Annotated in this window: 12 protein-coding genes and 1 pseudogene; 10 read left to right on the top strand and 3 right to left on the bottom strand. The window is 64.9% G+C overall.

Translation table 11 applies throughout. The annotated features are described in order from the left end of the window. Window positions 1-37 precede the first annotated feature (37 nt). Together AC5QPF_RS29895 and AC5QPF_RS29890 are read right to left on the bottom strand one after the other, a co-directional pair. The gene (locus tag AC5QPF_RS29895) at window positions 38-763 is read right to left on the bottom strand and encodes a methyl-accepting chemotaxis protein (RefSeq protein ID WP_494964277.1); all 726 of its coding nucleotides are present in this window, start codon (window positions 761-763) and stop codon (window positions 38-40) included. A gap of 177 nt (window positions 764-940) precedes the next feature. Continuing rightward, a pseudogene (locus tag AC5QPF_RS29890) lies at window positions 941-1,795 on the bottom strand (cache domain-containing protein); the annotation flags it as partial. A gap of 361 nt (window positions 1,796-2,156) precedes the next feature. Here AC5QPF_RS29890 and bamE point away from each other — a divergent pair. After that, on the top strand, window positions 2,157-2,411 hold the full coding sequence (gene bamE / locus AC5QPF_RS29885; RefSeq protein WP_330076028.1) for an outer membrane protein assembly factor BamE domain-containing protein: 255 nt from the start codon (window positions 2,157-2,159) through the stop codon (window positions 2,409-2,411). Next, window positions 2,408-2,977 (top strand): lipocalin family protein, encoded by a 570-nt coding sequence (locus AC5QPF_RS29880; protein ID WP_494961175.1) that lies wholly within the window; start codon window positions 2,408-2,410, stop codon window positions 2,975-2,977. The genes bamE and AC5QPF_RS29880 overlap by 4 nt, the downstream gene beginning before the upstream one ends. 101 nt (window positions 2,978-3,078) lie before the next feature. On the opposite strand, the gene AC5QPF_RS29875 is transcribed toward AC5QPF_RS29880, so the two are convergent. Next, window positions 3,079-4,443, bottom strand: a complete 1,365-nt coding sequence (locus AC5QPF_RS29875; protein WP_494961174.1) for a formimidoylglutamate deiminase — start codon at window positions 4,441-4,443, stop codon at window positions 3,079-3,081. 143 nt (window positions 4,444-4,586) lie between these two features. On the opposite strand from AC5QPF_RS29875, the gene hutC reads away from it, so the two are divergent. From hutC to hutH, 8 genes are all read left to right on the top strand, one after another. Then, window positions 4,587-5,297, top strand: a complete 711-nt coding sequence (hutC, locus tag AC5QPF_RS29870) for a histidine utilization transcriptional repressor HutC (RefSeq protein WP_494964276.1) — start codon at window positions 4,587-4,589, stop codon at window positions 5,295-5,297. Then, entirely contained in the window at window positions 5,294-5,872 is a 579-nt protein-coding gene (locus tag AC5QPF_RS29865) for a HutD family protein (RefSeq protein ID WP_494961173.1), read from the top strand. Before hutC ends, AC5QPF_RS29865 begins: the two co-directional genes overlap by 4 nt. Before the next feature lie 314 nt (window positions 5,873-6,186). Then, complete coding sequence (hutU, locus tag AC5QPF_RS29860) at window positions 6,187-7,866, top strand: urocanate hydratase (RefSeq protein WP_494961172.1); 1,680 nt, start codon at window positions 6,187-6,189, stop codon at window positions 7,864-7,866. A 127-nt stretch (window positions 7,867-7,993) separates the two neighbouring features. Continuing rightward, the gene (locus tag AC5QPF_RS29855; RefSeq protein ID WP_494961171.1) at window positions 7,994-8,962 is read left to right on the top strand and encodes a glycine betaine ABC transporter substrate-binding protein; all 969 of its coding nucleotides are present in this window, start codon (window positions 7,994-7,996) and stop codon (window positions 8,960-8,962) included. Between the two features lie 30 nt (window positions 8,963-8,992). Next, window positions 8,993-9,844, top strand: coding sequence for an ABC transporter permease (locus AC5QPF_RS29850; protein WP_330076033.1), 852 nt, complete (start codon window positions 8,993-8,995; stop codon window positions 9,842-9,844). Beyond that, entirely contained in the window at window positions 9,841-10,671 is an 831-nt protein-coding gene (locus tag AC5QPF_RS29845) for a betaine/proline/choline family ABC transporter ATP-binding protein (protein WP_494961170.1), read from the top strand. Before AC5QPF_RS29850 ends, AC5QPF_RS29845 begins: the two co-directional genes overlap by 4 nt. Before the next feature lie 8 nt (window positions 10,672-10,679). After that, the gene (locus AC5QPF_RS29840) at window positions 10,680-12,200 is read left to right on the top strand and encodes a histidine ammonia-lyase (protein WP_494961169.1); all 1,521 of its coding nucleotides are present in this window, start codon (window positions 10,680-10,682) and stop codon (window positions 12,198-12,200) included. Between the two features lie 21 nt (window positions 12,201-12,221). Continuing rightward, window positions 12,222-13,757: a histidine ammonia-lyase gene (gene hutH, locus AC5QPF_RS29835; RefSeq protein WP_494961168.1), complete on the top strand. Its 1,536-nt coding sequence runs from the start codon at window positions 12,222-12,224 to the stop codon at window positions 13,755-13,757. Window positions 13,758-13,760: the final 3 nt, after the last annotated feature.

Here is a 13,760-nt window from a genome sequence, read left to right as displayed (position 1 = left end):
CGCTGGCTTGCCAGCGATGAGGCCCTGAAGGCCATCATCAGATCCTGAAGCTACCCACAAGATGCTTCAACCGCTCGACCTGATGCTCCAGGTCGTTACAGGCACGCAACGTCGCCTGCAGGTTTTCCACACCCTCCTGGTTCAGCGTATTGATCTCGGTGATGTCGACATTGATCGACTCCACCACGGCCGTCTGTTCCTCGGTCGCCGTGGCTACCGACTGGTTCATACCGTCGATTTCGCCAATACGCTGGGTCACGCTGCCCAGGCGCTCGCCCGCCTGGTTGGCGATGCCCACGCTATGTTGGCTCTGCTGCTGGCTCTCGGTCATGGTGCTGACCGCCACCTGGGCGCCGGACTGCAGCTCTTCGATGATGCGCTGCACCTGCTGCGCCGAGTCCTGGGTCCGATGGGCCAGGTTGCGTACCTCGTCCGCCACCACCGCGAACCCGCGGCCCGCCTCACCAGCCCGCGCCGCCTCGATGGCTGCGTTGAGCGCCAGCAGGTTGGTCTGCTGGGAAATCCCGGCGATCACTTCGAGGATCTGGCCGATATTCACGGTGTTGGCGTTCAGCGTCTCGATATTGCCGCAGGAGTCGCTGATTTTCGTCGATAGCTGGTTCATTACCTGAATGGTCTGCTCGACCACCTGCTGCCCGTCTTCCGCGAGGTTGCGCGCATCGCTGGAGTGCTGCGAGGCGAGGGCGGCGTTCTGGGCGATTTCCTGGGCGGCGGCGCCCAGCTCATTGATCGCCGCAGCCACGCTGCTGGTGCGGCTGGATTGCTGGTCGGCATTGTGGATCGAGGCATTCGAGGCACTGATCACCCGCAGCGCGACTTCGTTGACCTGGCCGGTGGCCGAGGACACTTCGCGGATCGACTCGTGGATACGCTCGACGAAGCGGTTGAACGACTGGCCCAGTGTGCCGAACTCATCGTGGGCGTGGATGTTCAGGCGTCGGGTCAGGTCGCCCTTGCCCTCGGCAATATCGTGCATGGCCCGGCCCATCACGTGCAGCGGCTCCATCAGCACGCGGATCAGCAGGCCGAGCAGGGCGATGATGATCAGCACCGCAGCAATCGTCGCCACCACGGCGGAGTTGCGCAGTTCGCCGAGCATGGCGAAGGCGGCGTTCTGGTCGAGCACCAGGGCGACGTACCAGTCCGCCGATGGCACGCCGTCGACATGGGTGAAGTTGATGAACTGCTTGCGGCCGTCGACCTCGACTTCCTTCAGGCCCTTGCCGATCACCGGCGCACCCTGTGGATAAGCCTCCGCCAGGGCCTTCAGGGCCAGTTCGCCGTTGGGGTGGATCAGGATCTTGCCCTCGCCATTGACGATAAAGGCGTGGCCATGACCGTCGAAGTTCAGCGAGTTGATGATGGCGCTGATGGTGTCCAGCGCGGTGTCCGCGCCGGCGACGCCAAGCAGTTGCCCGGCCTGCTGCACCGGGGTGGCGATGGTCACCACCAGCTTGCCCATGGAGGCGGAGATGTAGGGTTCGGTGACGATGGTCTGGCCGGCGGCGCTGGCGTTCTTGTACCAGCCGCGTACCCGCGGGTCGTAGTCGGAGGCGCGATTGCCCGCCGGTACCGATTGCATGGCGCCGTCCTTGCCGCCGAAGTAGGTGAGGGCGAAGTTGGCGTTGTACACCGGCAGGGCCAGGCTGCGGGCGAGGGCGTCCTTGCCGGGGCCGTCGACGGCCACCTGCTGGGCGAAGGAGTCGAGGATCTGGATGCGGCTGTCCAGCCAGGTGCGGATGTTGCCCGCCGTCAGGGTACCCAGTTCCTGCATCGAGGCTTCGGTGCTGACCTCCAGCGACTGGCGCTGGCGATAGTCGTTGAACAGGACGAAGCAGGTGAAGGCCACCATCACAATCAGGGCGGCGGCCAGCAGGATCTTGTGGCTGAATTTCAGGTTTTTGGTCATTTCGAGGTCACGCAATCTACGGAGGAGGCGCGGCAATCCGCCGCAGCGCCTCCTGTGTCGTCCGTCGCACGAAAAAGATTAATCGGTTCCGCAATCAAATCGACCAAAGGTGAGTGATTACGCTGGACTGAAAGCGGGCGCCTTCGGGAACCGGAGTGAGATTTATCCTTCTAAGCTGTCGGCAGTGGTCTGGCCCTGTCACTTTCATTCCCAGGAGTACCCCTTCATGTCGTTGCGTTCCCTCGCCCTGTTGTCCCTGTGCGTGTTGCTGGCTGCGTGCAGCAAGCTCAACCAGGAAAACTATTCCAAGCTCAAGACCGGTATGACCAAGGCCGAGGTCGAGAGCCTGCTGGGGAGCCCGACGGAATGTTCCGGCGCCCTTGGTGTGTCCAGCTGTACCTGGGGTGATGAGAAGACCTTCATCAGTGTCCAGTACGCAGGTGACAAAGTGTTGATGTACGCGGGGCAGGGCCTGAAATGATCCGTCGTTCGCTGCTGGTATTGGCTGCGGCGTTGCTGCTGGGTGGTTGTGCGACCCAGGACGTCGGACCGGTGCCGCCGAAGACGGTGGATCACGTCGACCTCACGCGTTACCAGGGCAAGTGGTACGAGCTGGCCCGGCTGCCGATGTATTTCCAGAGTGATTGCGCGCAGTCCGAGGCGCACTACAACCTGCGCACCGATGGCACCGTCGGCGTGCTCAACCGCTGCCTGACCCTCGACGGCAAATGGCAGGAAGTCAGTGGCAGCGCCACGCCGCAGGAGCCGGGCAAGACCGACAAGTTGTGGGTAGTGTTCGATAACTGGTTCAGCAAGCTGGTGCCAGGGGGCGTGAAGGGCAACTACTGGGTGCTGTACGTAGATGAGGGCTACCAGACGGCGCTGGTGGGCAATCCGGACCGGCGCTACCTGTGGATCCTGTCGCGGACGCCGACCTTACCGGCGGTGGAGCGCGAGAGCCTGCTGGCCAAGGCGCGGCAGCAGGGGTATGACACGACGCGGCTGGTGTGGCGGGTTGCGGATCGGGATATGGCCCGCAAACCCTGATCGACTTTCAGTGCCTCATCGCTGGCAAGCCTGCTCCCACAAGGATCGCGTGCACCGCTAACCCTGTGGGGGCTGGCTTGCCAGTGATAGCGCCCTGGAGTTCAGCCCAGCAATTCCTTCAATACGGCGGTAAATGCAGAGACGCTTTCTTCTTGATCGGCATGTCGGCCCTGCCTGATCACCCACTGCCCATTCACCATCACATCCCGCACCTGTCGATCCCCGCCGGCAAACAGCCAACGGTTGAGGATGTTGTCGCCATCTGCCGTGGCGATGTATGGATCCACCCCATCCAGCACCAGCCAGTCCGCGCGCTTGCCTACTGCCAGCTGGCCGATGGCTTGCCCCAGCGCCTGGGTCCCACCCTCCAGCGCCGCATCGAACAGCGTCCGCCCGACCATCGGTTGCTCCGCGCCATACAACCGGTTGCGCCGCTGATCCCGCAGGCGCTGCCCGTATTCCAGCCAGCGCAGCTCTTCCACCACGCTCAGCGACACATGGCTGTCCGACCCAATCCCCATGCGCCCGCCCTGGGCGAGGAAGTCCACGGCCGGGAAGATCCCGTCACCCAGGTTCGCCTCGGTGGTCAGGCACAGCCCGGCAATCGCCCGGCTCCTGGCCATCGCCGTCACTTCATCGGCCTCGGCATGGGTCGCATGTACCAGGCACCAGCGCTGGTCCACCTCGACATTGTCGTACAGCCACTGAATCGGCCGGCGCCCGCTCCAGGCCAGGCAGTCCTGGACTTCCTTCTGCTGCTCGGCAATGTGGATATGCACCGGGCAGGCCTTGTCGCTGGCGGCCAGTACCGCGGCGATCTGCTCTGGCGTCACCGCGCGCAGCGAATGGAAGCACAGTCCCAGCGCCTGCGCCGGTTGCGCGGCGAGCAGGGGCTTGAGCCGTGATTGCAGGTCGAGGTACTGCTCGGTGCTATTGATGAAGCGACGCTGGCCATCATTCGGCGCCTGTCCGCCAAACCCGGAATGGCTGTAGAGCACCGGCAGCAGGGTCAGGCCGATGCCGCTTTGGCTGGCCGCCGCGCTGATGCGCCGGGACAGCTCGGTCGGGTCGGCATAGGCCTGGCCCTGGGTGTCGTGGTGCACGTAATGGAATTCGGCGACCGAGGTATAGCCCGCCTTGAGCATCTCGATATACAGCTGGCGGGCGATCACTTCCAGTTGTTCCGGGCTGATCTTGCCGACCAGGCGATACATCAGCTCGCGCCAGGTCCAGAAGCTGTCGTTGGGATTGCCGGCCACTTCCGCCAGCCCGGCCATGGCGCGCTGGAAGGCGTGGGAGTGCAGGTTGGGCATGCCGGGCAGCAAGGGCCCTGCGAGCTTTTCCGCGCCGTCCGGCGAAGCGTTGGCCTGGATCGATGCCAGCAAGCCATCGGCGCCGACCTCGATCCTGACCTTTTCAGCCCAGCCTGTGGGCAACAGCGCACGTTCGGCAAAGAAGACAGACATCGACACGGCACCTCGTTCTGTTTATTTGTATATACATATACAGACGTTTGCCTGCTGGGTAAACTCCGGCAAGCTACCGTTCATTCAATAGAACAAGGACTTTTCCTGTGCCGAAACCTCCTGTCTCCAAGCTGGTTGCCCAGATGGGCGAGGGGCCGGCGCCGCTGTATGCCCGGGTCAAGCAGATGATCGTGCAGCAGATCGAGAGCGGCACCTGGCCGCCGCACCATCGGGTGCCCTCGGAAAGCGAGCTGGTCAACGAACTGGGCTTCAGCCGCATGACCATCAACCGTGCCCTGCGCGAACTGACCGCCGAGGGGCTGCTGGTGCGCATGCAAGGCGTTGGTACTTTCGTCGCCGAGCCGAAGACCCATTCGGCGCTGTTCGACGTGCACAACATCGCCGACGAGATCGCCGCCCGCGGCCACCGGCACAGCTGCCAGGTGGTGACCCTGGCCGAGGAGCCGGCCGGCTCCGAGCGCGCCCTGGCCCTGGATGTGCGCGAAGGCCAGCGGGTCTTCCATTCGCTGATCGTGCATTACGAAAACGGCGTCGCGGTGCAGATCGAGGACCGCTACGTCAACGCGCAGATCGCCCCGGACTATCTCAAGCAGGACTTCACCAAGCAGACGCCCTACGCCTATCTGTCCCAGGTCGCGCCGCTGACCGAAGGCGAGCACGTGGTCGAGGCGATCCTCGCCGATGCCTATGAGTGCAGCCTGCTGCAGATCGAGCACAGCGAGCCCTGCCTGCTCATCCGCCGCCGCACCTGGTCCGGCCGCCAGCCGGTCACCGCCGCGCGGTTGATTCATCCCGGTTCCCGCCATCGCCTCGAAGGACGCTTCAGCAAATGACCGAGTTGACCCTGTTACGCGCCGCCGACTACCCGCGCATGCCGTGGAAGAACGGCGGTGGCAGCACCGAAGAGATCACCCGCGACGCGGGCCAGGGCCTCGACGGTTTCGGCTGGCGCCTGTCGATTGCCGATATCGGCGAGTCCGGCGACTTTTCCAGCTTCGCCGGCTACCAGCGGATCATCAGCGTGCTCCAGGGTGACGGCATGGTCCTGCAGGTCGACGGCCAGCCGAGCCGCGCACTGCTGCCGTTCGATGCCTATGTGTTCAGTGGTGAAAGCCAGGTCAGTTGCCGACTGCTGGGCGGACCGATCCGCGACTTCAACCTGATCTACGCGCCGCAGCGTTATCGCGCGCGATTGCAGTGGTTCAGCGGCTACAGCCGGGTATTCACCTCTGCCAGCACCGTGCTGCTGTTCAGCGCCCAGGCTGCGCTGCAGATCGGCGTCAGTGGCGAGAACGAGCAGACCCTGGGCCTGTACGACTGCCTCTATCTGAAAGACAACGATCAACTGCGCACCCTGGACATCACCGGCCGCTGCTGCCTGATCGAACTCATCGCTGTTTCCGGGTAACGCACCGCTAGCGCACATTTTGTTACCGAACGCCCCAGGGTGGCGCAATGCTGCCTTGGGTCACGCCCCTCCCGCCTGATTCTTCCCTCGCCCTCTGCAAGATTTCCCGGCCTTGTTCCACAAGGGCTGTAGCTATCCCGCGCGTTTTTTCATGAAGTCGTTTCGCGGGTTGGCAATCCAATTGCATATGCTTGTATGTACAAGTAAATATGTGTGCGTATGAGTGGATAGGCCGTCCCCTCCGCGCTGTTCGTAAACACCGCTGGCCCACTGCCTGGGTTGGGATTGGATGGATCGCTTGAGGAGCCCTTTTCGTGACTGACAACAACCTGAACAAATTCCGTGACGTCGAAATCCGCGCCCCCCGCGGCAACAAGCTCACCGCCAAGAGCTGGCTGACCGAAGCCCCGCTGCGCATGCTGATGAACAACCTCGACCCGGAAGTGGCGGAAAACCCGAAAGAGCTGGTGGTGTATGGCGGTATCGGCCGTGCGGCGCGCAACTGGGCCTGTTATGACAAGATCGTCGAGAGCCTGACCCACCTGAACGACGACGAGACCCTGCTGGTGCAATCCGGCAAGCCGGTCGGCGTGTTCAAGACCCACGCCAACGCCCCGCGCGTGCTGATCGCCAACTCCAACCTGGTGCCGCACTGGGCCAACTGGGAACATTTCAACGAACTGGATGCCAAGGGCCTGGCCATGTACGGCCAGATGACCGCCGGCAGCTGGATCTACATCGGTAGCCAGGGCATCGTCCAGGGCACCTACGAAACCTTCGTCGAAGCCGGCCGCCAGCACTACAACGGCGACCTCAAGGGCAAATGGGTACTGACCGCCGGCCTCGGCGGCATGGGCGGCGCCCAGCCACTGGCCGCGACCCTGGCCGGCGCCTGCTCGCTGAACATCGAGTGCCAGCAGAGCCGCATCGACTTCCGCCTGTCCAGCCGCTACGTCGACGAGCAGGCCAAGGACCTCGATGACGCCCTGGCACGTATCGCCAAGTACACCGCCGAAGGCAAGGCCATTTCCATCGCCTTGCTGGGCAACGCTGCGGAAATCCTGCCCGAGCTGATCAAGCGTGGCGTGCGCCCGGACATGGTCACCGACCAGACCAGCGCCCACGACCCGCTCAACGGCTACCTGCCGGCAGGCTGGACCTGGGACCAGTACCGCGATCGCGCCAAGACCGAGCCGGCTGCCGTGGTCAAGGCTGCCAAGCAGTCCATGGCCGTGCACGTCCAGGCCATGCTGGAGTTCCAGAAACAAGGCATCCCGACCTTCGACTACGGCAACAACATCCGCCAGATGGCCAAGGAAGAGGGCGTGGCCAATGCCTTCGACTTCCCCGGCTTCGTGCCGGCCTATATCCGTCCGCTGTTCTGCCGCGGCATCGGGCCGTTCCGCTGGGCCGCGCTGTCGGGCAACGCCGAGGACATCTACAAGACCGACGCCAAGGTCAAGGAACTGATCCCGGACGACGCCCACCTGCACAACTGGCTGGACATGGCTCGCGAGCGCATCAGTTTCCAGGGCCTGCCGGCGCGTATCTGCTGGGTTGGCCTGGGCCAGCGCGCCAAGCTCGGCCTGGCGTTCAACGAAATGGTCCGTCGTGGTGAGCTTTCCGCGCCTATCGTTATCGGTCGCGATCACCTCGACTCCGGCTCGGTCTCCAGCCCGAACCGCGAGACCGAAGCGATGCAGGACGGTTCCGATGCCGTGTCCGATTGGCCGCTGCTCAACGCCCTGCTCAACACCGCCAGCGGCGCCACCTGGGTGTCCCTGCACCACGGCGGTGGCGTGGGCATGGGCTTCTCGCAGCACTCGGGCATGGTCATCGTCTGCGACGGTACCGACGAAGCGGCCGAGCGTATCGCCCGCGTGCTGACCAACGACCCGGGCACCGGCGTGATGCGTCATGCCGACGCCGGCTACCAGATTGCAATCGACTGTGCCAAAGAGCAGGGCCTGAACCTGCCGATGATCACCGGCTGATCCGCGTCGCGGGGGCGGTGGAAACGGCCCCCGCGCCGCGGCGTTTCATGGAAGGGACGACCGGACGCATGGCTGGGAATGCCGCTGAACTGCCGATATCCACTTTCCTGTTTGGGAGCGTCATGCAATGAAAACCAACAAGACCCTGCTTGCGTCGCTGTGTGCCCTTGGCCTGATGGGCCTGTCCGGAATGAGCCAGGCGGCCGGCTGGTGCGAATCCGGCAAGCCGGTGAAATTCGCCGGGCTGAACTGGGAAAGCGGGATGCTGCTGACCGACGTCATGCAGTTCGTCCTGAAGAATGGCTATGGCTGTCAGACCGACAGCCTGCCGGGTAACTCCATCACCATGGAGAACGCTCTGAGCACCAATGACATCCAGGTCTTCGCTGAAGAATGGGTGGGCCGCAGCGAGGTGTGGAAGAAGGCCGAGACCGCCGGCAAGGTGGTGGGTGTCGGTGCCCCGGTGGTGGGGGCGGTCGAAGGCTGGTACGTGCCGCGCTACGTGATCGAGGGCGATGCCAAGCGCAAGCTTGAAGCCAAGGCGCCCAACCTCAAGGCTATCGCCGATCTGGGCCAGTACTCGGCGGTGTTCAAGGACCCGGAAGAACCGTCCAAGGGCCGCTTCTATAACTGCCCGGCTGGTTGGACCTGCGAGCTGGACAACAGCGAAATGCTCAAGGACTACGGCCTGGAAGGCAGCTACACCAACTTCCGCCCGGGCACCGGCCCGGCCCTGGATGCGGCGGTGCTGTCGAGCTACAAGCGCGGCGAGCCGATCCTCTTCTATTACTGGACCCCGACCCCGCTGATGGGCCAGGTGGACCTGGTCAAGCTGGACGAGAAGCCGGGTGTCGACAAGAGCGTGAGCATCAAGGTCGGCCTGTCCAAGGCCTTCCACGAAGGTGCCCCGGAGCTGGTGGCGGTACTGGAGAAGGTCAACCTGCCAATCGATGTGCTCAACCAGAATCTGGCGCGCATGACCAAGGAGCGTATCGAGTCGCCGAAACTGGCCAAAGCCTTCCTCAAGGAACATCCTGAAATCTGGCATGCGTGGGTGAGCGAAGACGCGGCGAAGAAAATCGACGCAGCGCTCTGAGCTTCCGTTTCCACCTGATGAGTGAACCCTATGTTCCCCGAAAACTTTACCTTCTCCATCGCCGACTGGGTCAACGGCTGGGTCGATGCGCTGGTGACCAACTACGGTGATGTGTTCCGGCAGATCTCCGACACCCTGCTCTGGGCCATCGTCAACCTCGAAGGCCTGCTGCGGGCCACGCCCTGGTGGCTGATGCTGGCGGTGGTCGGGCTGATCGCCTGGCATGCCACCCGCCGCGTGCTGCCCACCCTGGTGATCGTCGGCCTGCTGTTCCTGGTAGGGGCGGTGGGGCTGTGGGACAAGCTCATGCAGACCCTGGCGCTGATGCTGGTGGCGACGCTGATCTCGGTGCTGATCGGCATCCCGCTAGGGATTCTCTCGGCGCGCAGCAACCGCCTGCGCGCGGTGCTGATGCCGCTGCTCGACATCATGCAGACCATGCCCAGCTTCGTGTATCTGATCCCGGTGCTGATGCTGTTTGGCCTGGGCAAGGTCCCGGCGATCTTCGCCACCGTGATCTACGCCGCGCCGCCGCTGATCCGCCTGACCGACCTGGGTATCCGTCAGGTCGACGGCGAGGTCATGGAAGCGATCAACGCCTTCGGTGCCAACCGCTGGCAGCAACTGTTCGGCGTGCAGTTGCCGCTGGCCCTGCCGAGCATCATGGCCGGCATCAACCAGACCACCATGATGGCCCTGTCGATGGTGGTGATCGCCTCGATGATCGGCGCCCGCGGCCTCGGCGAGGACGTGCTGGTGGGTATCCAGACCCTGAACGTCGGCCGCGGCCTCGAAGCCGGCCTGGCAATCGTGATTCTCGCAGTGGTGATCGACCGCATTACCCAGGCCTACGGCCGGGCGCGGCATGAGGTGAGCAGATGAGTACGGCGGCGATGAACAAGATCGAAGTGAAGAACGTCTTCAAGATCTTCGGCGAGCGCTCCGCAGAGGCGCTGAAACTGATCGGCGAGTCCCACACCAAAGAGCAGGTGCTGGCCAAGACCGGCTGCGTGGTGGGGGTCAACGACCTGTCGCTGTCCATCGGTGCCGGCGAGATCTTCGTCATCATGGGCCTGTCCGGTTCTGGCAAGTCGACCCTGGTGCGTCACTTCAACCGCCTGATCGACCCCACCAGCGGGGCGATCCTGGTGGATGGCGAGGACATCCTGCAGTACGACATGGAGGCCCTGCGCCAATTCCGCCGGCGCAAGATCAGCATGGTGTTCCAGAGCTTCGGCCTGCTGCCGCACAAGACCGTGCTGGAAAACGTCGCCTACGGCCTCAAGGTCCGCGGCGAGAGCAAGCAGGTCTGCGCCGAGCGCGCCCAGCACTGGATCACCACCGTGGGCCTGAAGGGCTACGAGAAGTCCTACCCGCACCAGCTCTCCGGCGGCATGCGTCAGCGCGTCGGCCTGGCCAGGGCCCTGGCGGCGGACACCGACATCATCCTCATGGACGAAGCCTTCAGCGCCCTCGATCCGCTGATCCGCGCGGAAATGCAGGACCAGTTGCTGGAACTGCAGAAAACCCTGCACAAGACCATCGTGTTCATCACCCATGACCTCGATGAAGCCGTGCGCATCGGCAACCGCATCGCGATCCTCAAGGACGGTCGCCTGATCCAGGTCGGCACGCCACGGGAGATCCTCCATGAGCCGGCTGACGAGTACGTCGACCGCTTCGTCCAGCGCCGCGCCGCCACCGTATGAGGACCGCCATGCCGCAACACAAGGTCGTGATCGCCGACGCCCCGCTGCGTTGGCAGGACATCGTCGCCGTGGCCCGCCACGGCGCCAGCCTGGAACTGTCGTACAGCGCCTGGGCACGGATCGACAATGCCCAGGGCATCGTCCGGCGCATCGTCGAGAGTGGTGAGCGCGCCTATGGCGTGAACACAGGCCTCGGCGCGCTGTGCAACGTCGCCCTGCAAGGCGAGCAGCTCAGCCAGCTTTCGCGCAACACCCTGCTCAGCCATGCCTGCGGCGTCGGTCCGGTGCTCAGTGACGAGCAGACCCGGGCGATCATCTGCGCCGCCATCGTCAACTACAGCCACGGCAAGTCGGGGATCCAGCGTCCGGTGGTGGAAGCGCTGCTGGCCCTGCTGGAGCGCGGTATCACCCCGCAAGTGCCGTCCCAGGGCTCGGTGGGTTACCTGACCCATATGGCCCATGTCGGCATCTGCCTGCTGGGCGTGGGCAAGGTCAGCTATCGCGGGCAGGTGGTCGATGCCGCCGTCGCCTTGGCTGAAGAGGGCCTGGCCTCGGTGCAACTGGGTGCCAAGGACGGCCTGTGCCTGGTCAACGGCACGCCGTGCATGACCGGCCTCAGCTGCCTGGCCCTGGCCGACGCCAGCCACCTGCTGGAGTGGGCCGACATCATCGCGGCCATGAGCTTCGAGGCGCAGCGCGGGCAGATCGCCGCGTTCGACGAGGAGATCATCGCCCTCAAGCCCCATCCAGGCATGCAGCAGGTCGGCGCCAACCTGCGGGCGCTGCTCGAAGGCAGCGAAGTGATCGCCAGCAGCAAGGGCATCCGCACCCAGGACGCCCTGAGCATCCGTTCCATCCCGCAAGTCCACGGCGCCTCCCGCGACCAGTTGGCCCACGCCGCGCGGCAGGTCGAGACCGAGCTCAACTCGGCCACCGACAACCCGCTGCTGCTGGGCACCCCGGACAACTTCCGGGTCATGTCCCAGGCCAACCCCCACGGCCAGTCCGTGGCCATGGCCGCTGACCTGCTGGCCGTGGCAGTCGCCGAGATCGGCTCCATCGCCGAGCGCCGCCTGGATCGGCTGGTCAATCCGCATGTCAGCGGGCTGCCGGCGTTCCTGGTGGCCGAGCCGGGGGTCAACTCGGGGATGATGATCGTCCAGTACGTCGCTGCCTCGCTGTGCGCCGAGAACCGCCAGTTGGCACAGCCGGCAGTGGTGGACAACTTCGTCACCTCGGGCCTGCAGGAAGACCACCTGAGCCTCGGCACCAGTGCCGCGCTCAAGCTGCACCGGGCCCTGGAGAACTGCACGCAGATCCTCGCCATCGAGTACCTGCTGGCGGCCCAGGCCTTCGAATTTCTCAAGGAGCAGCGCTTCGGCGCGGGCACCGGCCGCGCCTGGCAATTACTGCGCGAGCAGGTGCCGGCCTACGTGCAGGACCGCTGGCTGGCGCCGGATATCGCCACCACTGCCGCGCTGCTCAAACAGCCCCGACTGCCCCGGCACGTGCTGCCGGCGCTGCTCTGAACAACGACAAGGAGCCAGAACATGCAAGTCTTCAATTTGATTCCCGGCCAGGTCAGCCTCGCCGAACTGCGTGGCATCTACGAGAAGCCGGCGCGCCTGAGCCTGGTGGCCAGCGCCGCGGCGCAGATCGACGCCAGCGTCGCCTGCGTCGAGCAGATCCTCGCCGAGGACCGCACCGCCTACGGCATCAACACCGGTTTCGGCCTGCTGGCCTCGACCCGCATCGCCAGCCACGACCTGGAAAACCTGCAGCGCTCGCTGGTGCTGTCCCATGCCGCCGGCATCGGCGCGCCGCTGGACGACGCCATGGTGCGCCTGATCATGGTGCTCAAGATCAACAGCCTGAGCCGCGGTTTCTCCGGGATCCGGCGCAAGGTGATCGACGCGCTGATCGCCCTGGTCAACGCCGAGGTCTACCCGCATATCCCGCTGAAAGGCTCGGTCGGCGCTTCCGGCGACCTGGCACCGCTGGCGCACATGTCGCTGGTGCTGCTTGGCGAAGGCAAGGCGCGGCACAAGGGCGAATGGTTGCCTGCGGTGGACGCCCTGGCCGTGGCCGGCCTGGAACCGCTGACCCTGGCGGCCAAGGAAGGGCTGGCGCTGCTCAACGGCACCCAGGCCTCGACCGCCTATGCCCTGCGCGGCCTGTTCGAAGCCGAGGATCTGTTCGCCGCCGCCATCGCCTGTGGCGGCCTGACCGTGGAAGCGGTGCTCGGCTCGCGTTCGCCGTTCGACGCCCGCATCCACGCCGCCCGCGGCCAGCGCGGGCAGATCGACGCGGCTGCCTGCTACCGCGACCTGCTCACCGAGGGCACCGAGGTTTCCGCTTCCCACGAACACTGCGGCAAGGTCCAGGATCCCTACTCGCTGCGCTGCCAGCCACAGGTCATGGGCGCCTGCCTGACCCAGTTGCGCCAGGCCGCCGAAGTGCTGGCCGTCGAGGCCAACGCCGTCTCCGACAATCCGCTGGTGTTCGCCGAGCAGGGCGATGTCGTCTCCGGTGGCAACTTCCACGCCGAGCCGGTGGCCATGGCCTCCGACAACATGGCGCTGGCCATCGCCGAGATCGGTTCGCTGAGCGAGCGGCGCATCTCGCTGATGATGGACAAGCACATGTCCCAGCTGCCGCCGTTCCTGGTGGAAAACGGCGGGGTCAACTCCGGCTTCATGATCGCCCAGGTCACCGCTGCGGCCCTGGCCAGCGAGAACAAGGCCCTGTCCCATCCGCACAGCGTCGACAGCCTGCCGACCTCCGCCAACCAGGAAGACCACGTGTCCATGGCCCCGGCTGCCGGCAAGCGTCTGTGGGAAATGGCCGAGAACACCCGCGGCATCCTCGCCATCGAATGGCTCGGCGCCTGCCAGGGCATCGACCTGCGTACCGGGCTGAAGACCTCGGTCAAGCTGGAGCAGGCGCGCAAGGTCCTGCGTGATCGCGTGCCGCACTACGACAAGGACCGCTTCTTCGCCCCGGACATCGAGATCGCCGTGCAACTGCTGGCCGAGAACCGCCTGACCGCGCTGCTGCCGGCTGGCGTGCTGCCAAGCCTGTCGTGAACG

The organism is Pseudomonas sp. Con_6, assembly GCF_059379395.1.
Note: the sequence above shows the minus strand (reverse complement) of the source record. Positions and strands in the feature narration are given on the sequence as shown.